The organism is Paraburkholderia nodosa DSM 21604 (assembly GCF_000519185.1).
GTDB lineage: Bacteria > Pseudomonadota > Gammaproteobacteria > Burkholderiales > Burkholderiaceae > Paraburkholderia > Paraburkholderia nodosa.
In genome coordinates, this window is record NZ_JAFA01000008.1 from 1 (window position 1) to 21,793 (window position 21,793).

General features: G+C 64.9%; 19 protein-coding genes. 7 read left to right on the forward strand and 12 right to left on the reverse strand.

Going from position 1 to position 21,793, the window contains the following annotated elements:
* Positions 1 to 292: 292 nt before the first annotated feature.
* Entirely contained in the window at positions 293 to 2,821 is a 2,529-nt protein-coding gene (locus A3CW_RS0113195; RefSeq protein WP_028203994.1) for a penicillin-binding protein 1A, read from the reverse strand.
* A gap of 163 nt (positions 2,822 to 2,984) precedes the next feature.
* The gene (locus tag A3CW_RS0113200; RefSeq protein WP_154677934.1) at positions 2,985 to 3,281 is read right to left on the reverse strand and encodes a hypothetical protein; all 297 of its coding nucleotides are present in this window, start codon (positions 3,279 to 3,281) and stop codon (positions 2,985 to 2,987) included.
* 141 nt (positions 3,282 to 3,422) lie between these two features.
* On the opposite strand from A3CW_RS0113200, the gene A3CW_RS50565 reads away from it, so the two are divergent.
* The 4 genes from A3CW_RS50565 (at position 3,423) to A3CW_RS0113220 (ending at position 8,051) form a co-directional block, all read left to right on the forward strand.
* Complete coding sequence (locus tag A3CW_RS50565) at positions 3,423 to 4,076, forward strand: hypothetical protein (RefSeq protein ID WP_028203996.1); 654 nt, start codon at positions 3,423 to 3,425, stop codon at positions 4,074 to 4,076.
* 398 nt (positions 4,077 to 4,474) lie between these two features.
* Positions 4,475 to 5,155, forward strand: a complete 681-nt coding sequence (locus A3CW_RS0113210; RefSeq protein WP_028203997.1) for a PspA/IM30 family protein — start codon at positions 4,475 to 4,477, stop codon at positions 5,153 to 5,155.
* A 126-nt stretch (positions 5,156 to 5,281) separates the two neighbouring features.
* Positions 5,282 to 6,448, forward strand: a complete 1,167-nt coding sequence (locus tag A3CW_RS0113215) for a tetratricopeptide repeat protein (protein ID WP_028203998.1) — start codon at positions 5,282 to 5,284, stop codon at positions 6,446 to 6,448.
* A gap of 112 nt (positions 6,449 to 6,560) precedes the next feature.
* Positions 6,561 to 8,051 carry a flavin-containing monooxygenase gene (locus A3CW_RS0113220; protein WP_028203999.1) on the forward strand — a complete coding sequence of 497 codons (1,491 nt, stop codon included), beginning with the start codon at positions 6,561 to 6,563 and terminating at the stop codon, positions 8,049 to 8,051.
* On the opposite strand, the gene A3CW_RS0113225 is transcribed toward A3CW_RS0113220, so the two are convergent.
* On the reverse strand, positions 8,048 to 8,818 hold the full coding sequence (locus A3CW_RS0113225) for a class I SAM-dependent methyltransferase (protein WP_028204000.1): 771 nt from the start codon (positions 8,816 to 8,818) through the stop codon (positions 8,048 to 8,050). The two genes, A3CW_RS0113220 and A3CW_RS0113225, sit on opposite strands and share 4 nt — an antisense overlap.
* An 18-nt stretch (positions 8,819 to 8,836) precedes the next feature.
* Positions 8,837 to 8,968 carry a hypothetical protein gene (locus tag A3CW_RS54290; RefSeq protein WP_256094777.1) on the reverse strand — a complete coding sequence of 44 codons (132 nt, stop codon included), beginning with the start codon at positions 8,966 to 8,968 and terminating at the stop codon, positions 8,837 to 8,839.
* A 256-nt stretch (positions 8,969 to 9,224) separates the two neighbouring features.
* On the opposite strand from A3CW_RS54290, the gene A3CW_RS0113235 reads away from it, so the two are divergent.
* A complete protein-coding gene (locus tag A3CW_RS0113235; protein WP_035512945.1) occupies positions 9,225 to 10,646 on the forward strand; it encodes a methyl-accepting chemotaxis protein in 1,422 nt (473 codons plus the stop codon).
* An 85-nt stretch (positions 10,647 to 10,731) separates the two neighbouring features.
* On the opposite strand, the gene A3CW_RS0113240 is transcribed toward A3CW_RS0113235, so the two are convergent.
* The 4 genes from A3CW_RS0113240 to A3CW_RS0113255 all read right to left on the reverse strand — a co-directional run bounded on the left by A3CW_RS0113240 (position 10,732) and on the right by A3CW_RS0113255 (position 14,863).
* Entirely contained in the window at positions 10,732 to 11,550 is an 819-nt protein-coding gene (locus A3CW_RS0113240) for an ABC transporter permease subunit (protein ID WP_028204002.1), read from the reverse strand.
* Positions 11,547 to 12,482, reverse strand: a complete 936-nt coding sequence (locus tag A3CW_RS0113245; RefSeq protein ID WP_035512946.1) for an ABC transporter permease subunit — start codon at positions 12,480 to 12,482, stop codon at positions 11,547 to 11,549. The genes A3CW_RS0113240 and A3CW_RS0113245 overlap by 4 nt, the downstream gene beginning before the upstream one ends.
* Complete coding sequence (locus A3CW_RS0113250; RefSeq protein ID WP_035512947.1) at positions 12,479 to 13,639, reverse strand: ABC transporter ATP-binding protein; 1,161 nt, start codon at positions 13,637 to 13,639, stop codon at positions 12,479 to 12,481. Before A3CW_RS0113250 ends, A3CW_RS0113245 begins: the two co-directional genes overlap by 4 nt.
* A gap of 123 nt (positions 13,640 to 13,762) precedes the next feature.
* Positions 13,763 to 14,863 (reverse strand): polyamine ABC transporter substrate-binding protein, encoded by a 1,101-nt coding sequence (locus A3CW_RS0113255; RefSeq protein ID WP_028204005.1) that lies wholly within the window; start codon positions 14,861 to 14,863, stop codon positions 13,763 to 13,765.
* A 466-nt stretch (positions 14,864 to 15,329) separates the two neighbouring features.
* Here A3CW_RS0113255 and A3CW_RS0113260 point away from each other — a divergent pair, with 466 nt between their 5' ends.
* Entirely contained in the window at positions 15,330 to 15,533 is a 204-nt protein-coding gene (locus A3CW_RS0113260; RefSeq protein WP_028204006.1) for a DUF1289 domain-containing protein, read from the forward strand.
* 60 nt (positions 15,534 to 15,593) lie between these two features.
* Here A3CW_RS0113260 and A3CW_RS0113265 read toward each other — a convergent pair whose 3' ends face one another.
* The 3 genes from A3CW_RS0113265 to A3CW_RS0113275 all read right to left on the reverse strand — a co-directional run bounded on the left by A3CW_RS0113265 (position 15,594) and on the right by A3CW_RS0113275 (position 19,109).
* Positions 15,594 to 16,193, reverse strand: a complete 600-nt coding sequence (locus A3CW_RS0113265; protein ID WP_028204007.1) for an OmpW/AlkL family protein — start codon at positions 16,191 to 16,193, stop codon at positions 15,594 to 15,596.
* A 126-nt stretch (positions 16,194 to 16,319) separates the two neighbouring features.
* The gene (locus A3CW_RS0113270) at positions 16,320 to 17,510 is read right to left on the reverse strand and encodes an NAD(P)H-dependent flavin oxidoreductase (RefSeq protein WP_028204008.1); all 1,191 of its coding nucleotides are present in this window, start codon (positions 17,508 to 17,510) and stop codon (positions 16,320 to 16,322) included.
* A 165-nt stretch (positions 17,511 to 17,675) separates the two neighbouring features.
* The gene (locus A3CW_RS0113275; protein WP_028204009.1) at positions 17,676 to 19,109 is read right to left on the reverse strand and encodes an aldehyde dehydrogenase family protein; all 1,434 of its coding nucleotides are present in this window, start codon (positions 19,107 to 19,109) and stop codon (positions 17,676 to 17,678) included.
* Between the two features lie 197 nt (positions 19,110 to 19,306).
* On the opposite strand from A3CW_RS0113275, the gene A3CW_RS50150 reads away from it, so the two are divergent.
* Positions 19,307 to 20,050 (forward strand): PA3715 family protein, encoded by a 744-nt coding sequence (locus tag A3CW_RS50150; protein WP_028204010.1) that lies wholly within the window; start codon positions 19,307 to 19,309, stop codon positions 20,048 to 20,050.
* A gap of 86 nt (positions 20,051 to 20,136) precedes the next feature.
* Here the strand turns inward: A3CW_RS50150 and A3CW_RS0113285 are convergent, their stop codons facing one another.
* Positions 20,137 to 21,729, reverse strand: a complete 1,593-nt coding sequence (locus tag A3CW_RS0113285) for an ABC-F family ATPase (protein ID WP_028204011.1) — start codon at positions 21,727 to 21,729, stop codon at positions 20,137 to 20,139.
* Positions 21,730 to 21,793: the final 64 nt, after the last annotated feature.

Sequence of the window (21,793 nt, forward strand, 5' to 3'; positions counted from 1 at the left end):
GAAAACGGCACTCGGACGGGTCCGAAAAAATCACAGGGGATGACTCACGTGATGCTTCGGCGCTCGCGTGCCCGATCGCCGAGGCGCCTTGGTTAATTCAATGAGCCACGATCGGTAGAGCGAAGACCTTGTGGGCGAGAGTTACCCACAGATTTCGTTGACAGCCCTGTGGAAAAGCCCTGGAAAGCTCGACCAACCCATTGGCCCATAAGGAAATTCCGCTCACCAAACAAAAAACGGCGCGCCGTTGCCGACGCGCCGTTTTTATCCTGCAGAACTCATCAAACCAGTATCAAGGCTTGTTCGATTCGAACAGATCCATGATCTGCTTCTTCTCCGTCGTCGTCACGTTCGGCGGCGTCATGCCGCCCGGACCCATGCTGCCGGTCGCGCCGCTCGCGTCGCTCGCCGCACCCGCCGGGTTCGCCGAGTCCAGACCGATGCTCGCCACGAAGCCGTTACCCGGCGTCATGTCCGAGAAGTACAGTTCGTCGTTGATCGTCGTGAGGCCCTCGGGCATCGCCGGCTCTTCCTGCGGCACGCCGCGCAGCGCACGCTGCATGTACTCCACCCAGATCGGCAACGCGAGCTGCGCGCCGAATTCGCGGCTGCCGAGACTCTTCGGCTGGTCGTAACCCATCCACGCCACGGCGACCAGCGTGCGCTGATAGCCCGCGAACCAGCCGTCCTTGGCATCGTTGGTCGTACCGGTCTTGCCCTGCAGGTCGTTGCGATGGAGCACGTTGGTGCCGGCGCCCGTACCCGCCGTCGCCACCGAGTGCAGCAGGCTGTTCATCACGAAGGCGTTGCGCGGCGACAGCGTTTGCGGCGCATTCTGGCCCGCCACCAGCGGCTGCGCGCGCAGGATCGGCTGGCCGCGCGCGTCGTCCACTTCGGCGATCAGGTACGGGTTGATGCGATAGCCGCCGTTCGCGAACACGCTATACGCGCCCGCCGACTGCAGCGGCGTGACGAGGCCCGCGCCGAGCGCCATCGGCAGGTACGGCGGGGTCTTGTCCGCGTCGAAGCCGAAGCGCTGCGTCACGTAGTCCTGCGCGTACTTCGTGCCGATGTACGAGAGGATGCGGATCGACACGAGATTCTTCGACTTCTGCAGTGCGAGGCGCATCGACATCGGCCCTTCGGGCTGGTCGTCGTCCTTCGGCTCCCACGCATCGCCGCCCGGCGAGCTGGGGGGGAAGTACAGCGGCGCGTCGTTGATGATCGTCGCCGGTCCGAGGCCCTTTTCGAGCGAGGCCGAGTAGATGAACGGCTTGAAGCTCGAACCCGGCTGACGCCACGCCTGCGTGATGTGATTGAACTTGTTCTTGTTGAAGTCGAAGCCGCCGATCAGCGCGCGGATCGCGCCGTCCTGCGGCGTGAGCGAGACGAGCGCGCCTTCGACCTGCGGCAGCTGCGTGATCTGCCAGTTGCCCTTCGCGTCCTCCATCAGGCGCACGATCGAGCCGGGGCGAATGCGCAGCGCCTGCGAGGCGCGCGGCGAGAGCGCGGTCGCGACGAAGCGCAGGCCCTCGCCCGTCACCGTCACCGAGGTGCCGTCGAGCTGTTGCGCCGTCACCGACTTCGGGCCCGCATCGGTCACGACCGCCGAGACGAGGTCGCCGTTGTCCGGGTGATCGGTGAGCGCGTCTTCGATGGCCTGCTCGCGGTCGTCGCCGTCGGCGGGCAGTTGCACGAAGCCTTCTGGTCCGCGATAGCCGTGGCGGCGCTCGTAGTCCATCACGCCCTTGCGCACGGCCGCGTACGCGGCGTCCTGGTCGGCCGAATCGATCGTCGTCGTCACCGTCAGGCCACGCGTATAGGTCTCGTCCTTGTACTGCGCGTACATCATCTGGCGCACCATTTCCGCGACGTATTCGGCGTGCACGTTGTACTCGGTGCCGGCCGTCTTCGTCTGCAGCGGCTCCTTGATCGCTTCGTCGTACTGCGCCTGCGTGATGTAGCCGAGGTCGAGCATGCGCTTGAGGATGTACTCCTGGCGAATCCTCGCGCGGTGCGGATTGACGATCGGGTTATACGCCGAAGGCGCTTTCGGCAGGCCCGCGAGCATCGCCGCCTGGGCGAGCGTGATGTCCTTCAGGTCCTTGCCGAAGTACACGCGCGCCGCGGCCGAAAAACCATAGGCGCGCTGCCCCAGATAAATCTGGTTCATGTACAGCTCGAGAATCTGGTCCTTCGTGAGTGCGCGCTCGATCTTGTAGGCGAGCAGCATCTCGTAGACCTTACGCGTGTAGGTCTTCTCGCTCGACAGGAAGAAGTTGCGCGCCACCTGCATCGTGATCGTGCTCGCACCCTGCGAGGCGCCGCCGTGCATCAGGTCGGCCACGCCGGCGCGCAGGATGCCGATGAAGTCCACGCCGCCGTGCTCGTAGAACCGGTAGTCCTCGATGGCGAGCACCGCCTTCTTTTGGATGTCAGGAATATCCTGGAAGCGCACGAGTTGACGACGCTCTTCGCCGAACTCGCCGATCAGCACGTGATCGGCGGTATAGATGCGCAGCGGCACCTTGGGCTGATAGTTGGTGAGCGCGTCGAGCGAGGGCAGTTGCGGCCCCATCACGACGAGTGCGTAGCCCAAGAGCAGCGCACCGACCACGCAAAGCGTGCCGATCAGGCCGACGAACCAGAGCGCGAGCGTGGTGCCGATGGAGCGCCGCTTCGGGCTCCCGTCGCGCGGCCCGTTGCCGCCGGACCCGCCGCCCGATTCAGGCCGGCGAGGCGGCTGGCGCCCGTTGTTGAAGGAGGGTTCCCGATCTTCGTTCGGGTACTGCGGTGAAGGCGGTCGTTTGATGATAGGCATGACTGGAATGATGGGCGCGTCTCGCGCGCGCCGGCTGCGCGCAACTCGCGCGCATGGATCTCGACCACGGCGTCATGGCGCCACTGCGGCATACGACGTCGCCGGCGCAAACCCGGCGACGCGGCGCGACCGGCAACGCCCCCGTCCGGCCGCGCGGCGCGCACTACGGCACGCCACAGGCGAATACACGCCCGTTCAGGCGCCATTCGCGAAATGTAACAGCGCATTCTAAAGAAATCGCAGGCGCCGGGTCGCGCTTTTTTTGTAAGAGTTTCTTGGGAAACCGTTCCTGCCCGATTTTTTGGCAGCCCAGGCGCTCGCTTGCGCCGATCGTGGTCTTGTGCGCGAAAAGTTTCATAATCATCCTTCTGTGACGCGACAAATTAGACGGCGGCCGGCTACCGACGGCAGATTCTTGCAGGCAGGGTTGTTCCTGGTCGAGCACCTTCCAATTGCGCATCGGCGCACTCGTCTTATGATGAAAGATCTGCTACACGCCCCCTGTCCGCGCCCAGGCGAGCACGCATCCATTCTTACAAAAAGCTGTTGCGCAGGCAGGCAAACCGACGTCATACGAAGCCGACCTAACGGCCCGTCGATCATGAACAAGCCCAGCGAACGCATCGTCGTCTTCGTTACGCCCGCGCAAAAGCGCGCGATCTCCGCCACCGCCGACGAACTCGGCATCAGCATCAGCGAACTCATGCGCCGCGCCGTGATCGCGTTCAGCGCCACGAGCGATCAGGTGAAGGCCGCGAGCATCGTCGACAGGCTGAACGCGCCGCGTCAGCCCGACGCCCTCGCCCAGGTGCTGCAAAAGGCGGCGAAGCCGCTGCGCGCGGGCCGTGCGGGCGCGTTCCGGCCACCTGCGGGCGCGGCGGCTGCCATCGGTACGAATGCAGCGACCGCCGACGCGCAAACGGCTGGCGAAGCGGCTGCGGCCGTTCACGACGACGCCACCCGCGAGGCAACGCCTCAAGCGCCAAACACACCCCTCCCCGCCGCGCACACCGAAGAGACGGACGTGAGCCACGCCGCGCGTGAAATCGCCCAGGCTGTCGCCCGGCTGAGCGCCGAAGCGGCCGCCGCAGCGGAAAGCGCCGCGCTCGACGCGACCGCGGCACAATCGCTGGACGTTGAACCGCTGCAGCCGCTGAGCTCGGCACCCTTCGCCCGCTCGCGGCGCGACGCGAGCGATCCACGCGATGAAGCCCGCAGCGACGACGCCGCGCCCGAAGGCGGCAAATACGCCTGACACGCGCCGCATCCGCGCCGCCATACGCACGCGTCACAATCGGCTTAACGCCCGCTTACACACGCGCCGCGAGCGCTGTGCAGGCCCGATTCCTTTAAGTCCCTTTTAAGACGGGCCGTGGTGTAATATCCGCGATCGATGGCGGCGCCCCGCCTGCAGCGGTGCTTCGCACCGCGCAGCCAGGCCCCGTCCGGATGAACATACGCGTGCAAGAAAACACCTTCACGCTATTGCAATTGCCGCACTCGCCCCGATTTTTGCCGTGCATGCGCGCCAGGCGCAAAGCGGCGTAAGCTGGCAGATGGATCAGCCCTCTGCCGGCCGACTGGCGCGTGAGGCCAAACCGCATACACGCACCTCGGCCCACCATGGCCGATCTCATTTCACTGGAGGAATTCATGTCGCTTTTCGACTCCATCTCCCGCACCGTCAAGGGCCTGCTCAACGACGCCGCCGACTCGGTGCAGGATCCGTCGCGCGACGCGCGCCAGATTGTGCGTGAGCTCGACGACAGCATCGCCCGCGCGGAGAACTCGCTCGTCGAGATCCAGGCGCAGGTCGCGACGCAGCAAAGCAAGCGCGACGTGGCCGCCGACAAGGCGAAGAAGTACGAAGACGGCGCGAAGCGCGCGCTGCAATCGGGCGACGAAGCGCTCGCACGCGAAGCGCTCGGCGCGCAGCAAACCGCCGAAGCCGAACGCGACGCGCTCGCGGGCGAACTCGCGAAGCTCGAACCGTCGGTCGATCAACTGAAGCAGCAGATCGACGACATGCGCCAGCGCCGCAACGACCTGAACGCGCGCTCGAACATTCTGCAGGCGAAGCAGCAGATCGCCCAGGCGAAGGACGTCGCGGCCACAGCGCTGGGCGGCATCGGCGGGAAGAATCTCGATGGCGACTTCCAGAAGCTGGAAGAGAAGGTCGCGCTCTCGAACGCGCGCTCGGACGCCCGGCTGAGTTCGTCCGACCAGTCAAGCGGCAAGGCGCTCGAGGACAAGCTCGCGGCGCTCAACAAGGGTCCGTCGGTAGATGAGCGCCTCGAGGCGCTCAAGAAGCAGATGAACACGCCGGCACAGTAAACGCGCTGGCGTGCTGGATGCGGCGCGGCATGGTCGTGCTGCCGGCATGGTCGGCAGGCGCCTGATAGCGTCGCATCCCCGTATCGAATGCCATGGAGACGGGCGTCAATCCGCCCGGCCTGCAACATGAAAAAGTTTCTCGCCGCTGCCAGCATCGCTGTCGCGTCGCTCGCCTTCACGGGCGGCGTGGCGTTTGCCGTGCCGAGCGTGCAGCAGATCGAATCCGCGATGTCCCAGGGCGACTGGCAGCGCGCCGACTCCGGCCTGACCGAAGTCCTGCAGGCGCATCCGGACAACGCTCGCGCGCATTACCTCTACGCGCAGGTGCTCGACCGCGAAGGTCGCTACAGCGACGCGCTCACCCAGGTCGATCAGGCGAAGTCGCTCGATCCGCAAATCCGCTTCACCCAGCCGCAGCGTTTCGCGCAGGTCGAAGCGAAAATCCGCTCCGACGCCTCGCGCGCCGGCAGTGTCAACACGAACAGCACGGGCAACCCGTTCACGCAGCAGCAGTTGGCCGCGCCCGCGCCACAGAAGCGAGGTCCTGGTATGGGCATGTGGATCGGTATCGCCATCTTGTTTGTCGGCATTGCGCTCGTGCTGCGCTGGACCCTGCGCCGCGCGAAGTCCACCGAAGACGCGAAGGCCGGCGACGACCGCCGCGACCAGCTCAAGCGCGCCACCGAGCTGCTCAACGGCGTGCGTTCGCTCAAGCTCGACGTGAAGCTCTCGACTGCGCCCGGCCACGAAGCGCTCGAAAAGGAAGTCGAAGGACTCGAAGCGCAGTTGCGCAGCCTCGTCGAAACGCTCTCGAACAGCGCGAATCCGCGGCCGCCGTATGAGATCGAGGATCTCGAACGCCAGTTCGCGAGCCTCAAGGCGCGCGCCGAAGGGCGCCCCGATCCGAATGCGCAGCCTGCCGCGCCGGACTACGGCAGCAACTCCACCTACGCGCGAGAAGCCGACGCCGCCTTCGGACGCCAGCCGCAGTATCCGCCTGCGCCGCAGCAGCAACCGCCGCAGGTCATCGTGCAGCAAGGCGGCGGTGGCATGGGCGGCATGGGCGGCCTGCTCACGGGCGTGCTGCTCGGCGAAGCACTGAACCACGGCCGTGACCGCGTGATCGAGCGCGATGTATTAGTCGACGACGAAGGCCGCCGGGTTCAGCGCGACGGCAACAATGGCGGCGGCCTCGACTTCGGTCAGGGCTCGAACGACTGGGACGACGGCTCGGGCGGCGGCGGCGTCGATATGGGCAGCAACGACAGCTCGGACGACTGGAACAACTCCTGAACGCCTGAGGCTTCCCCAGCGCACGCCGCTAAAGCAAAGACGGGCTCCTTCATGGAGCCCGTTTTGCATCGGCGCAGAACCCGGCACAACACACATAACGGCGGACGCACACATGGCCAAAGAAGCGCTCGGCAACGGGGGCGCGCTGCGCATCGCCATCATCGGCAGCGGCTTTTCCGGCATCGGCATGGCGATCCGGCTGCGTCGCATGGGCGTGGACTCGTTCACGATCTATGAGGCAGCCGAAGGCCTCGGCGGCACCTGGCGCGACAACGCCTATCCGGGCGCCGCCTGCGATATTCCTTCGCACCTCTACTCGTTTTCGTTCGAGCTGAATCCGGCGTGGACGCGCACCTTCGCGCCGCAGCACGAAATTCTCGACTACCTGCGCCATTGTGCGCACAAGTACGACGTCGAGCGCTTCATCGAATACCGTTCGCGCGTGCGCGCGGCGCGCTTCCTGGAGGCGCGCGGCGTCTGGCAGGTGGAGATCGAACGCGACGGCGCGATCACGACGATCGAAGCCGATATCGTGATCGCCGCGAACGGTCCGCTCTCGCGCCCGGCGCTGCCGCATGTCGCGGGCATCGAGCGCTTCGAAGGCAAGCTCTTCCACTCGGCGCGCTGGGACCACGACTACGCGCTCGAAGGCAAGCGCATCGCCGTGATCGGCACCGGTGCGAGCGCGATCCAGTTCGTGCCGCATATCCAGCCGCACGCGGCGCAGCTCACGGTGTTTCAGCGCACGCCGCCGTGGATCATGCCGCGGCGCGATCGCGCCATCAGCGAGCGCTGGCGCTGGATTTACCGGCACATGCCGTTCGCGCAACGCGTGGCGCGCGCCGCGATTTACTGGCAGCACGAATCGCGCGCGCTCGGCTTCGCGGTGGAGCCGCGCCTGCTCAAGACGCCGACGAAGTTCGCGCTGAGCTACCTCGCGCACAAGGTGAAAGACCCCGGCCTGCGCGCGCGCCTCACGCCCGACTATCTGCTCGGCTGCAAGCGCGTGCTGCTCTCGAGCGACTACTACCCTGCCCTCGCGCAGCCGAACGTCGAGCTGGTGACCGACGCGATCCGCGAGGTCGTCGCCGACGGCATCGTGACCGCCGACGGCACGCATCGGCCTTACGACGCGATCGTCTGCGGCACGGGCTTCCAGGTCAACGATGTGGACGCGCCTTTCCAGGTGACGGGCGTCGGCGGCCAGGACCTCGGCGAGACGTGGCGGCGCGACGGCCCCGAGGCCTACCTCGGCGCGAGCGTCGCGGGCTTCCCGAACCTCTTCTTCGTGATCGGGCCGAACACGGCGCTCGGGCACAACTCGATGATCTACATGATCGAGTCGCATATCGCCTATATCGCGGCCTGCATTCGCGCGCTGCAGCGCTCGGGCGCCCGCACGATGGAGGTACGCGCCGAGGCGCAGCAAAGCTGGAACGCGCGCGTGCAAGCGCGCTTCGCGCGCACCGTGTGGCAGTCGGGCTGCCGCAGCTACTACCTCACGCAGGCGGGCAAGAACACCGCGCTGTGGCCCGGCTTCACGTTCATGTTCCGCCGCAGAACGCGCCGCGTGCGCACCGCCGACTACGCGTTCGGGCGTTAGACGCGCTGCGGATGCCCGGCGTACACGCGCGTCTCGTAGGCGAAGTTCACGGTGCCGTCCTTTTGCGTTGCCGCGAACAGCTCGCGCAGCGCCGCGAGCATCGGCTCGTGGCGTTCATCGCCCGCGCGCGGTGCGTATGACGACGACATCAGCCGTCCGCGCAGGCCATCGAAGTCGAGCAGTTGCGCGTTCGGGAACACGGTTTGATGCTCGAAGCCATCGCCGAACCAGTCGGCCATCGCGGCCGAGTCGGGATAGGTTTCGGCCACCCGTGCGTAGTCGGGGCAAAAACGCTGCAGGAGCGCCTCGTAGCCCGCCAGAAACGCCGAGCCTTCGAGCAGGCGGCTGTTCCAGAACAGCACGATCTTGCCCCGCGGCTTGAGGATGCGCGCGAATTCGCGCTGCGTGTCGGTCTTGTGGAACCAGTGGAACGCCTGCGCGGCGCTCACGAGGTCCACGCTCGCGGCTTCGAGCGTCGTCGCCTCCGCCGTGCCCGCCACGCTGCGATAGCCTGGATAGCCGCCCAGCAGCTCGTCCGCCGCGGCGCGCATGGCTGCGTTCGGCTCGACGGCCGTGACCGGATGGCCCGCGTCGAGAAAGAGTTTCGTGGAAAGGCCCGTGCCCGCGCCGATATCGGCCACGGGCGCGCCCGGCGCGATGCCGCACTCCACATGCACGAAGGTCGCCACTTCGCGTGGATAGGTCGGCCGGAATTTCACGTAGTCTGCGACCCGGTCGGTGAAACGCCGGGTGGAATCGTCGATCATCGTCTGCCCTTTCGTCGTTCAACCGCCGCCGCCGAGGAGCTTCACCAGCTCCCAGAGGAAGCGCAACACCATCACGATCAGCTCCCAGAGCTGGATCAGCTGCTGCCAGAGCGCGAGCGGCGCGCTCCCGCCGAAAATCGCTTCTATCATCTTGCTCCCATCGCGACGCCCCTTTGCTCCTCATTGCCGGCTTTCGAAGCGCCCGAGTTCCCGATCATAGCGCCAGGCGCCGCCCCTGCGCTCAAGTCGCCGTGTTACACGCCGTAAACAAGTTCAGAAAGCCCGGCGATCGGACCTACCGACGACCGGGCACGCAGCCTTTCCGCAGTTGTCCGCACCGGGCAGCTTTGCATGGGATGGCGCGAGGCGCTAAAGCGCCAGGCGCCATCGACAAAGGAGACACCCGATGACACGTTTGCGTTTGCTGGGTCTGCGCGGCCGCCGCCGCGCGGGAAAATCCGCCGGCGTCGTCGTCGACATTGCCACACACGCCGGCAGGCTCGGTATCGAGATCTGCGACGTGGCGGGCCATGTCGACGAAGTCGCCGCGCGCGTGCAGCGTCAGACCGACGTGTGCCACGCCCTGCGCGAGTCCGCGGCTCACACCCTCGCCGGCAACCACCAGATCGCCACGGCCGCTCGCGCCATGCGCACGCTGAGCACCGGCACCGCCGCCACTGTGCAGCAGTCGCAGCAGACCATCGAGGCGTCGCTTGCCGACATTCACGGTCTCGTGGAGAGCGTCACCGTCATCGAGACGCAGATCCGGGCGCTCAAAAGCGCGCTCGCGCATGTCTCGAAGGTCTCCGAGGAAATTTCCCTGATCGCGCGGCAAACCCAGCTTCTCGCGCTCAACGCGGCCATCGAAGCGGCGCGCGCGGGCGAGTCCGGCAAGAGCTTCGCCGTGGTCGCGGCCGAGGTGAAGAACCTCTCCGCCAAGACTGCGCAGGCCACCGGCCAGATCGAGAAAACCCTCGGCCAACTCACGCAGCAGACCGAGCAGCTCATTGCCGAGGGCACCGCCAACACCGAACGCGCGCATCGCGTGCGCGAGGGCACGCACACGATCGGCGAGGCCGTGCACAGCACCGGCCAGGCGATCATGCAGCTCGACGAGCACGCCGGCCAGATCGCCCAGCTCACGGGCGAGATCGAGACGAAGTGCGATGGGCTCGAAAGCCAGGTGGGCGAAATGGTCGCGGGCGTCGAGGATTCGGGTCGCAACTTCGTGCAAGCGAAGGATCAGCTCGGCAAGCTGCTCGAGGTCTCGGAAACGCTGATCGAACTTTCCGCCGCAACCGGTGTAGAAACCGACGACACCCGCTTCATCGAGACGGTGCAGCGCGCCGCAGCCCAGGTGAGCAAGCTGTTCGAAGGCGCGCTCGCGCGTGGCGAGATCGGCGAAGCGGATCTGTTCGATGGCGTCTACGCGCCAGTGCCGAACACGAACCCGCAGCAGCATATGACGCGCTTCACCGCCTTCACCGACCGGGTGTTGCCCCCGGTCCTCGAACCGCTGCTGACGTTCGACGAACGCGTTGCCTTCTGCGTAGCGATCGATCCGCGCGGCTACATACCGACCCACAATCGCAAGTTCTCACATCCGCAGGGCGCCGACCCGGTGTGGAACGCCGCGAACTGCCGCAATCATCGAATTTTCAACGACCGCGCGGGCCGCGCCGCCGGTTCGCACACCAAGCCCTTCCTGCTGCAAACCTACCGTCGCGATATGGGCGGCGGCACGTTCGTGATGATGAAGGACGCCTCCGCGCCGATCTTCGTGAACGGGCGGCATTGGGGCGGGTTTCGGATGGGCTACCGGCTGTAAGGACTGCGCCGCAACAAGCAAACGGCGCGCGGACATGACTGTCCGTGCGCCGTTTTTTTGCATGCGCTTCGAAGCGCGGCGGCGCTCAGACCGCCATCGCCATGCGCTTGCGCTCTGCGCGCTGCATGAAGTAGTTGCCGGCGATCACGCCCACCGTGACGACCGCGATGAAGAGCGTGGCGAGCGCGTTCATCTCCGGGTTCAGGCCAAGGCGCACGCGCGAGAACACCACGAGCGGCAACGTGGTCGAGCCCGGGCCCGAAAGGAACGCCGAGAGCACCAGATCGTCGATCGACAGGGTGAACGACAGCAGCCAGCCCGCGGCAAGCGCCTGCGAGATGAGCGGCAGCGTGATCTGGAAGAACACCTTGAACGGCGTTGCGCCAAGGTCCAGCGCCGCTTCCTCGAGCGACGGGTTCAGCTCGCGCACGCGCGATTGCACGATGATGGCGACGTACGAAATGCACAGCATGACGTGGCCGATCCAGATCGTGAACACGCCGCGGCCCGCGGGCCAGCCGATCAGCTTGCCCATTTCCACGAAGAGCAGCAGCAGCGAAATGCCCTGGATCACTTCGGGAATCACGAGCGGCGCGTTGATCATGCCCGAGAAGAGCGTGAAGCCGCGAAAGCGCCCCATGCGCGCAAGCACGAAGCCCGCCCACGTGCCGATGAATACCGAGGCGAACGCCGTCATCAGCGCGATGCGCAGCGAGAGCCACGCGGCGGTGATCAGCTCGTCGTCGGTGATGAGCGCCTGATACCAGCGCGTGGAAAAGCGCGTCCACACCGTCACGAGTTGCGACTCGTTGAACGAGTAGACGATCAGGCTCAGGATCGGAATATAGAGGAACGCGAAGCCGAGGCCGAGCGCGATGAACTGCAGAAGGCGATTCGGTTTCATTTGCCGCGGCCCTCCAGTTCCTTCGCCTGGTAGTGCTGGAACAGCGCCATCGGCACGAGCAGCAGGAGCACCATCGCGCAGGTCACCGCGGAGGCCATCGGCCAGTCGGCATTGTCGAAGAACTCGTTCCACATGACGCGGCCGATCATCAGCGTGTTCGCGCCGCCGAGCAGCTCAGGAATTACGTACTCGCCCACCGCCGGAATGAACACGAGCAGGCAGCCGGCGATGATGCCGTTCTTCGAGAGCGGCAGCGTGATCTCCACGAACGCGCGCCACGGCTTCGCGCCGAGGTCGTAGGCGGCTTCGAGCAGCGTGAGGTCCATCTTCACGAGGTGCGCGTAGAGCGGCATCACGAGAAACGGCAGATACGAATACACCATGCCGATATAGACCGCCGTGTTCGTGTGATAAAGCTCGATGGGCGAATGAATGATGCCGATCGACATCAGGAAATTGTTCAGCAGTCCGTTGTTCTTCAGGATGCCGATCCATGCGTACACGCGGATCAGGAACGACGTCCAGAACGGCAGCATCACGGCCATCATGAGGATATTGCGCGAGGCCGGATTCGAGCGCGCAATGTAATACGCCATCGGATAGCCGATGATGAGGCATAGCAGCGTCGAAATCGCCGCCACCACGACCGAATTCACGTAGGTCGCAAAATACAGGCTGTCCTGGAACAGGAACGCGTAGTGCGAAAAGTCGAGCGCGATATGCCAGACGCCATCCGCGAACGACGTCAGCTCCGTGTACGGCGGAATGCCGAGCTGCTGGTCGGCGAAGCTGATCTTCACCACCAGGATGAACGGCACGAGGAAGAACAGCAGCAGCCAGATGAACGGGCCCGCCACGACAGCCGTGCGCCCGGTCAGGTTGAAGCGCTTCGCCGGCCAGTTCAGGATGTTGCGCACAGTCGTCGCGCTCATGACGTCAGCACCACACCGGCCGAAGCGCTCCAGCGCACGTAGACTTCGTCATCCCAGGTGGGCGAGTCGATCTCGGAGAGCGCGAGGCTCGACATGTTCGCGATCACCGTCTTGCCCGAATCGAGCTTGACGTGATACAGCGAGTAGCCGCCCATGTAGGCGATGTTCTTGACGACGCCCTTGCCCCAGTTGAACACGCCCTCGGGCGGCTTGCGCGTGAGCGCGATACGCTCCGGTCGCACCGAGATCGTCACGGGCATGCCGAGCGGCCCGGTGATGCCGTGGTTCACGTAGAGACGTACCGGCAGCTCGGCGCACTCGACGAACACGTGGTCGGGTTCGTCCTCGACCACATTGCCGTCGAAGAGATTGGTCGAGCCAATGAATTCCGCCGAAAAGCGGCTGTTCGGGAACTCGTAGACCTGGTTGGGCGTGCCGAGCTGGACAATCTCGCCTTCGCTCATCACCGCGAGGCGCCCCGCCATCGTCATCGCTTCTTCCTGGTCGTGCGTGACCATGATGCAGGTAACGCCGACCTTGTCGAGAATGTTGACGAGTTCGATTTGCGTGCGCTGGCGAATCTGCTTGTCGAGCGCCGACATCGGCTCGTCGAGCAGTAGGAGCTTCGGGCGCTTCACTAGCGAGCGCGCGAGCGCCACGCGCTGCTGCTGGCCGCCCGAAAGCTGGTGCGGCTTGCGCCTGGCGAAGCGCGTCATCTGCACGAGTTCGAGCGCATTGGCCACGCGATCCTTGAGTTCGCTCTTCTTCACGCCTTCCTGGCGCAGCCCGAAGCCCACGTTCGCCTCCACCGTCATGTGCGGAAAGAGCGCGTACGACTGGAACATCATGTTGACCGGGCGGCGGTACGGTGGCATCGAAGCGAGGTCCTCGCCGTCGATCAGGATCTTGCCCGACGTCACGGTTTCGAGACCCGCGAGCATGCGCAGCAAGGTGGACTTGCCGCAGCCCGAGCTGCCGAGCAGCGCGAACAACTCGCCCTTATTCACCGACAGATTGACGCCCTTGACGGCTGTCGTCTCGCCGAACTTCTTGACGACATCGACGATCTGCACGAAGTTGTCCGCGGCCAAATCTGCCGCGGTGAAGCCCGAAGGCAGCGAACCGGCGGATGCCGGCGCGCTCGACTGGTCACTCATGATTCTCTCTGCCCTGCCTGTTTCTGCGTGAATGCTGGACGGGGTTGACGAACAAAGCCCCCGGCATCGTGCCGAGGGCTCGGGGTAAAACGGGATCGAATTTCAACCGCGGCTGCGACCGGGTCAGCGGCCCGACTTGAACTCGGTCCACAGACGCGTCTGCAGGCGCTGGATCTCAGGCGGCAGCGGCTTGAGCAGGAACAGCGTCTTCAGGACCTCGGGCGGCGGGTACACGGCCGGGTCGTTGGCGATGTCCTTGTCCACATACTTGCGCGCTTCCGCGTTTGCGCTCGGGTAGTAGACCGCATTCGTGATCGCTGCGTGGACCTGCGGCGTCTCGATGTAGTTGATCCACTCTTGCGCGGCTTCCTTGTGCTGCGCATCCTTCGGGATGGTCATCACGTCAAACCAGATCGGCGCGCCGCCCTTCGGGATGTAGTACTCAATCTTGTAGGGCTTCTTCGCGTCGATGGCGCGATGCTTGGCGATCACGACGTCGCCCGACCAGCCGTATGCGAAGCAGATGTCGCCGCCCACGAGGTCGTTGATGTAGCCCGACGAGTTGAACTGCGTGATGTACGGGCGGATCTTCTTCATCATCGCGAGCGCGGCGCGATAGTCGTCCGGATTCGTCGAAAGCGGATCCTTGCCGATGTAGTGCAGCGCGGCCGCGAACATCTGGTCCGGCGCGTCGAGCACGGACACGCCGCAGGCCTTCAGCTTCGAGATGTTCTCGGGCTTGAAGAGGATGTCCCAGTTGTCGAGCGGCACGTTCTTGCCGAGGATCTGCTGCGCCTTCGTGACGTTATAGGCGAGACCCGTCGTGCCGTACGCCCAGGGCACCGCGAACTTGTTGCCCGGATCCGCGCCGGCGACGAGCGCCATCAACTGCGGATCGAGGTACTTGAGGTTGGGGATCTTCGACTTGTCGAGCGGCGCGAAAATGCCGGCGGCGATCTGCTTGCCCGCGTAATTGCTGGTCGGCACCACGATGTCGTAGCCCGAGTTGCCAGCGAGCAGCTTGGCCTGGAGCGTGTCGTCGCTGTCGTAGTTGTCGTACTTGACCTGAATGCCGGTCTGCTTGGTGAAGTTCGGAATCGTGTCCTTGGCGATGTAATCGGACCAGTTGTACACGTTCAGCTGCGTGTCCTTCGCCACCGACGTCATCCACGGCGCCGCGCACAATGCGAGCGCGGCCAGTTGCGCCACAACCCCTTTCTTCATCCCGTTCTCCGATCCTGACCGGCTCCGGCCGGCTGCCTGCCTCGCTTCGTGCCGTGCTGCGTGTCACCTGCGCACGACTCCCCTGACTTTCCCAGAACCTACCATCAAACCCGCCCGGCAAGAAATAAAACGCGGGCGTGTCGCGCAAACGGAACATGGGCCGTGGAAACACGGCGAGCCGCGCGCGGACGGTAAATCGCGCGCAATTTTAGCCGTTTCACGGGCCGTGTCCACAAAAAACCGCTTCAGTGGCGCATGCGCGCGACGCCCTGCTACCGGCGGGGCACAGCGGCGCCTACCACCTTGCTATCGCCTTGCAGCGGCCTCGCCGATTCATCGCGCATCGCGCGTCGCCGCGGCTCGCCTCGCGGTGCGGGCGGCCGCCCCGCTCCGTATCGGTTAACATAGCGGCGTTTCGTACCGAAGCCGGCGCGCGCGACGCCCGGCCACGCCCCAAGGCTCTTCAATGGCATCCAATCTCCACGACCTCCCCGACAGCCCGTGCATCGGTGTGTGCTCGACACTCTTCGACGACGTCTGCAAAGGCTGCGGGCGCACCGCCGTGGAAGTCTCCAACTGGGTCTTTCTGAGCGATGAGGAAAAGCGCGCCGTGTGGGAGCGCATCGAGCGCGAAGGCACCGCCATGCGCTTCCAGAAAGACCGCGCCTGAACGCGGATAAAAAAACGCCGGGCAAGCCGGCGTTCGAAAAAGCAGTGGTCAGGCGACCGATCAGAACTTCATGCCGACGCCCAGACCGACCACGAGCGGATCGATATGCAACGTGCCGAGAGACGTGCCAGCCAGCGACGCGTCGGTGTGCATCCAGATCTTCTTGATATCCGCGTTCACGAAGATGCGCTTCGTCACCTGGAAGTCAATGCCGAACTGCAGCGCCGGACCCCAGCTGTGGTTGTCGATCGAAACCGACTGCCCGCCTGCGTGTAGACCATTGTTGTAGAACAGCGTGTAGTTGATACCCGCGCCCACGTACGGCCGCACCCTGCCCGCATTGTTGAAGTGATACTGCAGCAGCAACGTAGGCGGCAGCACGCCCACGCCGCCGAGCGCACCGATATTCGACGTCACCTGGTTGCGCGACGTGCCGAGAATCAGCTCGACGCCGATGTTGTTGGTCGCCATGTAGGTGAAGTCGAGCTCGGGCACGATGGCGTTGTTCACGTCCGCGCCGAGCGCGCCGAGCGTACCGCTGCCGCGCGCGTCCGGCGCGATCTCGATCGCGCGCAGACGCACCAGCCAGTCGCCCGCGTAAATGCCCGAGTCGGGAGAACCGGCCGCGCAGGCCGGCACTGCCAGGAAGGCCGCGCCCATGGTGAGCGCGGCAGTTGCTGCTGCCTTTCTAATTGCTTTATACATCGTTAATCCCCGTGTCTGTAGGTCTAGCCTTGAAGGCCTACAAATTGTCAGAGACGGGGTCTGGCGCCGTTTTGATACGTATCAAGCCAGTGCGAACGCTGCTCGTTGTGCGACCGCAGGTCGCGCAGCGCCGGTCAGCAGCAACTCCAGCAGGTCGCGGACACTGCGGATCGCATTGCCGAACGGCAACGCTTCACGGCCGCGGAAGAACAGGCCGTTCGCAACGTCGCCACGCAATGCCGCAGCGAGGCGCGTGTCGATGCAGAAGTGGCCGAACTTCTCGATGCCGTCGCGCAGCCCGCAGGCCGAAAGACATTCGAGACCGGTTGGGCATGCAAGCTTGAGCGAGCCGATCTTGGTGCGAATGCGCGACTCGTTGCGCAAGTAGCGTTCGAGCCACGGCGTTTTCACGGCGCGTGCGGGCAGGCCCGTCACGCTCACGAACTCGACGATGTCTTCAGGCTTCGCTTCGGCGAGCACGCGCTTGAACTCGGGGTGCGCGTCGCCCTCCTCGGTCACCGCGAACGGCGTGCCGACCTGCACCCCGTTCGCGCCCGCCTCGAGCCATTTGCGCACGGCCTCGTGGCTATTCACGCCGCCCGCCACGACGAGCGGCACGTCGCGCCGCGAAATGCCGAGCGTGGCATAGACGCCTTCGAGTTCCTCGAAGATCTGCGTGAAGGCGAAGCGCTCGTTGCCCATGTCGGCGATGTCGGTCACGCCGAGGTGGCCGCCCGCGTAGGCAGGATGCTCGATCACGATGGCGTCGGGCAGGCGGCCCTTCTTCATCCACTTCTTGAGCACGAGCGCGACGCCGCGCGCGTCGGACAGGATCGGCACGAGCGCGATATCCACGCCCGCCGTAAGGTCGGGCAGATCGAGCGGCAAGCCTGCGCCCATGACAATGGCGTCGGCGCCGTGCTCACAGGCGGTGCGCACGTAGTCGGCATGGGCGTTCACCGCCTTCATGACGTTCACGGCGATCATGCCGTTGCCACCTGCAAGCTTGCGTGCCGCCGCAATTTCGCGGCCGAGCGCGATCAGGTTCGCGCGAGCGAGCGTTTCGTGCCGCGGGTCCGCGCGGCACATGTCCATGAGATCGCTGTGATGATGGCGCAGGTCGATGCTCGCGATCGTGCCGAGCGCGCCTTCACGGGCGACACTGCCAGCAAGCCGGTGTGCCGAAATGCCGACACCCATGCCGCCCTGCACGACGGGCAGGAGTTGACGACCGCGAAGCTGGAGCGGAGCGAAGGAGTGTCCAGGAAACATGTTGTGCTCTGTCGATGACAAAGCGCCTATGGTCGCGCGTACCCCACATATGACATTGACATAGATCAAACAAAAACGCGGATCTCTGTAAAGAAATCCGCGTTTATGACTTGCATCAACACGTCGCATTAAAAGATTTGCGATAGCGCGCGACGAGATGCCTCATCAGCCCTTCGGCACCTTGAACTGCATCGACTTGTATTCGAGGTACTCCTCGAGGCCGTATGCGCCGTTTTCGCGGCCGTGTCCCGACTGCTTGAAGCCGCCGAAGGGCGCGGCCATGTTCCAGGCGCCGCCGTTGATGTCGATCTGGCCCGTACGGATGCGGCGCGCCACGCGCATCGCGCGCTCGTCGCTGCCGGCCCAGACCGCGCCGCCGAGGCCGTAGAGCGAGTCGTTGGCGATCGCCACGGCGTCGTCTTCGTCCTTCGCCGTGAGGATCGTCAACACCGGGCCGAAGATCTCCTCCTGCGCGATGGCGGCGTCGCGCGGTACGCGGCCGAACACGGTCGGCTTCACGAAGAAGCCCTGCGTCACGCCTTCCGGCATGCCGGGGCCGCCCGTCACGAGCTCGGCGCCGTCGGCCATGCCGCGCTCGATGTAGTGAAGCACGCGCTCCTGCTGCACTTTCGAGGCGAGCGGGCCGAGCTTCGCTTTCTCGTCGCGCGGATCGCCCACTTTGAACGCCTCGGCGGCCTGCTTCGCGAGGTCGCGCGCTTCTTCGTAACGCGACTCCGGCACGATCATGCGCGTGTGGGCCGAGCAGGTCTGCCCCGAGTTGAGGAAGCACGCGCCCACCGTGCCTTTCACGGCGGCCGCGAAGTCGGCGTCGTCGAGCACGACGGCGGCCGACTTCCCGCCCAGCTCCAGCGCGACGCGCTTGACCGTGGCCGACGCGACTTCCGACACGCGTTTGCCCGCACGCGTCGAGCCAGTGAACGACACCATGTCGACGTCCGGATGGCGCGCGAGCACCTCGCCCACCACCGGACCGTAGCCCGTCACGAGGTTGAACACACCCGCGGGCAGGCCGGCTTCGTGGATGGCCTCGGCGAGCACGAATGCGTTCAGCGGCGCGACCTCGGAAGGCTTGAGCACGACGGTGCAGCCGGCGGCGAGCGCGGCGGCGACCTTGAGCGTGATCTGGTTGAGCGGATAGTTCCACGGCGTGATGGCCGCGACGACGCCCACCGGTTCGCGCACGACGAGCGAGTTGCCCACGCGCGCCTCGTACTGGAACTCGCTTGCGAGCTGCGCGTAAGCGCCCCAGTTGTAGACCGGGCCGCCCACCTGGATCGCGCGCGCGAGCTTGAGCGGCATGCCGACTTCGCCTGCGATCAGCTGCGCGAGTTCGTCGGTGCGGGCCTTGAGATTTTCGGCGATTTTCTGCAGATACGCCCCGCGCTCGGCGGCGGGCGTCGCGGCCCAACCGTCGAAGGCGGCGCGCGCGGCGGCGACGGCCGCTTCGGCGTCGGCTTCAATGCCCTCGGGGATGCGGCCCATCACCGTCTCGGTGCCCGAATCGATCACGTCGATCGTGCCCTTGCCGTGCGGGGCGACCCATTGGCCGTTGATGTAGAACTGCGCGTAGTCGTTCATGGGCGGTGCTCCTGTCTCCGTGTTTGTTGGTGTCTGCGACGTTCGCTTGCATGAGCGGCGCGGGCGTCGAGGCCCGCGCGGCGACAACGTTGCATTCTAGCTTGGTTGACGATTACGTAAAGTGCGACTCGCGGTTGGCTTCGGGGCGGCTATCGCGCCCTTATACTGCTGCTCACCTGGGCTGTCCCTCTCGATCGATGAAACGCACCCTGCTTTGTGTCGCCGCAAGCCTTGCCCCGCTACTCGCGCATGCAGGCTGCCAGGATCATGTCAAGACGTGGGCGCAGCAGTTGCATCCGGACCGCGCATTCGATGTGAAGCTAGCGAAGTGCAAGGTATGGCCGGCGAACACGGCGCTTACGATTGCGGCGCTGCCGCTCGGGAATCCCGCAGACAAGGACGGTGGCGGCGGCGCGGATCTCGAAGTGCTGGTCGCCGATACCGCAACAGGTGCGATCGTGGCGCATCAGTTTCAGCAAGCGGCGATCCACTATGAGGCGGACCATTACTTCGACGGCGTGGAGATCGATACGGCGCGCTATCAGCTTACGCCTGCTCAGCACGCCTTCGGTGTGAGAGTGAAGTCGTCGGGAGGTTACCCGGTCGACATGTCCGGGGTGACGACGCTCAGCCTTTATCTGCTGGACGGTTCGCGTTTGCACACGGTGCTGGACCGCTTGATTGCGACGGACTGGTACACCAGTCGCGACGGCGCATGCGAATCCGACTCGACGGCGACGACGCGCACGCTCGCGCTGGGCCCGGCGCAGGGCGATCAATACGTGAAGCTCCAGTTGAACGAAAAGACGACCGCGCAGAACGTCAGCAGCGACGGGGAACACTGCACGATGAGTAACTCGCCAGCAAAACACCGCAGCTTCACGCTCGACTACCGCGATGGCGAGTATCGCATACCCGACGATCTGCGCCATACGGATTAAGCCGCGCTTTGCCTGCCACAAAAACAAAACGGGCGACGCTCACGCGCCGCCCGTTATCATTTCACGCCTCGATCAGCGATCGAAACTTATTGCAGCCCCTGGCTGGCAAGGAAGTCCTCGTAGTTGCCGCTGTAGTCCTTGACCGCGCCGTCGGGTTTCACCTCGATGATGCGGTTGGCGAGGCCGTTCACGAACTCGCGGTCGTGCGACACGAAAATGAGCGTGCCTTCGAACTTTTCGAGCGCGATCTGCAGCGATTCGATCGATTCCATGTCCATGTGGTTCGTGGGCTCGTCCATGAGCAGCACGTTGTGGCGGCCGAGCATCAGCTTGCCCCAGATCATGCGGCCCTTCTCGCCGCCCGACAGCACCTTGACCGACTTCCTGATGTCGTCTGCATTGAAGAGCAGACGGCCCAGCGTACCGCGCACCGACTGCTCGTCGTCGCCTTCCTGGCGGTACTGATCGATCCAGTCCATCAGCGTGACGTCGGCGGGGAACTCTTCGTACGTGTCCTGCGGCATGTAGCCCACATTCGCGTTCTCCGCCCACTTCACCGAGCCGTTATCGACGGCCAGGTTGCCGAGCAGCGAGCGCAGCAGCGTGGTCTTGCCCGCGCCGTTCTCGCCGATGATCGCGATACGCTCGCCCGGCTGCACGCTGATGCTGAGCTTGTTGAAGATGCGGCGCTCATACGTCTTCGTGATCTCTTCCGCGACCACGACGATGTTGTGCAGCTTCTTCTCGAACTCGAAGCGGATGAACGGGTTCTGTCGCGACGAAGGCTTGAATTCCTCGATCTTGATCTTGTCGATCATCTTCAGACGGCTGGTGGCCTGGCGCGCCTTCGACTTGTTCGCCGAGAAGCGGCGCACGAAGTCCTGCAGGTCGGCCACGCGCTCCTTCGCCTTGGCGTTGGCGTTGGCCTGACGCTCGCGCGCCTGCGCCGAAGCGAGCATGTAGTCGTCGTAGTTGCCCGGGTAGATCTTGAGCGTGCCGTAGTCCATGTCCGCCATGTGCGTGCAGACCTGGTTCAGGAAGTGTCGATCATGGGAGATGATGATCATGGTCGAGTTGTACTCGTTCAGAACATCTTCCAGCCAGCGGATCGAGTTGATGTCGAGGTTGTTGGTCGGTTCGTCGAGCAGCAGTACGTCCGGCTTCGAGAACAGCGCCTGCGCGAGCAGCACGCGCAGCTTCCAGCCCGGCGCCACGCCGCTCATCGGCCCATTGTGGAAATCCGTGCCGATGCCGATGCCGAGCAGCAGTTCGCCCGCGCGCGCTTCGGCCGTGTAGCCGTCGTACTCGGCGAACTTCGCTTCGAGTTCGGCGGCATGCATGTAGTCGTCGTCGGTGGCCTCGGGGTTCGCGTAGATCGCGTCGCGCTCGGTCATCGCGGCCCACATTTCGGTATGGCCCATCATGACGACGTCGAGCACGCGCACGTCTTCGTACGCGAACTGGTCCTGGCGCAGCTTGCCCAGACGCACGTTCGGCTCGAGCATGACGTTGCCCGAACTCTGCTCGAGATCCCCACCGAGGATCTTCATGAACGTGGATTTGCCGCAACCGTTCGCGCCGATCAGGCCATAGCGGTTGCCTTCGCCGAATTTGACCGAGATGTTCTCGAACAAGGGCTTCGGCCCGAATTGCATGGTGATGTTGGCGGTAGAGAGCACAGCGCGTCCCGGTAAGTAGATCGACGAAAAACCTGTAATTTTAGCAGGTTATGCCACTTCGCGC

Bases quoted from the DNA above. Each gene is read 5' to 3' on its own strand.
- A3CW_RS0113245 (WP_035512946.1), bottom strand. From the start codon at position 12,482: ATGAGCGCGACGACTGTGCGCAACATCCTGAACTGGCCGGCGAAGCGC.
- A3CW_RS0113240 (WP_028204002.1), bottom strand. From the start codon at position 11,550: ATGAAACCGAATCGCCTTCTGCAGTTCATCGCGCTCGGCCTCGGCTTC.
- A3CW_RS0113275 (WP_028204009.1), bottom strand. From the start codon at position 19,109: ATGAACGACTACGCGCAGTTCTACATCAACGGCCAATGGGTCGCCCCG.
- A3CW_RS0113235 (WP_035512945.1), top strand. From the start codon at position 9,225: ATGACACGTTTGCGTTTGCTGGGTCTGCGCGGCCGCCGCCGCGCGGGA.
- A3CW_RS50565 (WP_028203996.1), top strand. From the start codon at position 3,423: ATGAACAAGCCCAGCGAACGCATCGTCGTCTTCGTTACGCCCGCGCAA.
- A3CW_RS0113265 (WP_028204007.1), bottom strand. From the start codon at position 16,193: ATGGGCGCGGCCTTCCTGGCAGTGCCGGCCTGCGCGGCCGGTTCTCCC.
- A3CW_RS54290 (WP_256094777.1), bottom strand. From the start codon at position 8,968: ATGATAGAAGCGATTTTCGGCGGGAGCGCGCCGCTCGCGCTCTGGCAG.
- A3CW_RS0113195 (WP_028203994.1), bottom strand. From the start codon at position 2,821: ATGCCTATCATCAAACGACCGCCTTCACCGCAGTACCCGAACGAAGAT.
- A3CW_RS0113225 (WP_028204000.1), bottom strand. From the start codon at position 8,818: ATGATCGACGATTCCACCCGGCGTTTCACCGACCGGGTCGCAGACTAC.
- A3CW_RS0113260 (WP_028204006.1), top strand. From the start codon at position 15,330: ATGGCATCCAATCTCCACGACCTCCCCGACAGCCCGTGCATCGGTGTG.
- A3CW_RS0113250 (WP_035512947.1), bottom strand. From the start codon at position 13,639: ATGAGTGACCAGTCGAGCGCGCCGGCATCCGCCGGTTCGCTGCCTTCG.
- A3CW_RS0113200 (WP_154677934.1), bottom strand. From the start codon at position 3,281: ATGCGCAATTGGAAGGTGCTCGACCAGGAACAACCCTGCCTGCAAGAA.
- A3CW_RS0113210 (WP_028203997.1), top strand. From the start codon at position 4,475: ATGTCGCTTTTCGACTCCATCTCCCGCACCGTCAAGGGCCTGCTCAAC.
- A3CW_RS0113220 (WP_028203999.1), top strand. From the start codon at position 6,561: ATGGCCAAAGAAGCGCTCGGCAACGGGGGCGCGCTGCGCATCGCCATC.
- A3CW_RS0113270 (WP_028204008.1), bottom strand. From the start codon at position 17,510: ATGTTTCCTGGACACTCCTTCGCTCCGCTCCAGCTTCGCGGTCGTCAA.
- A3CW_RS0113255 (WP_028204005.1), bottom strand. From the start codon at position 14,863: ATGAAGAAAGGGGTTGTGGCGCAACTGGCCGCGCTCGCATTGTGCGCG.
- A3CW_RS0113215 (WP_028203998.1), top strand. From the start codon at position 5,282: ATGAAAAAGTTTCTCGCCGCTGCCAGCATCGCTGTCGCGTCGCTCGCC.
- A3CW_RS50150 (WP_028204010.1), top strand. From the start codon at position 19,307: ATGAAACGCACCCTGCTTTGTGTCGCCGCAAGCCTTGCCCCGCTACTC.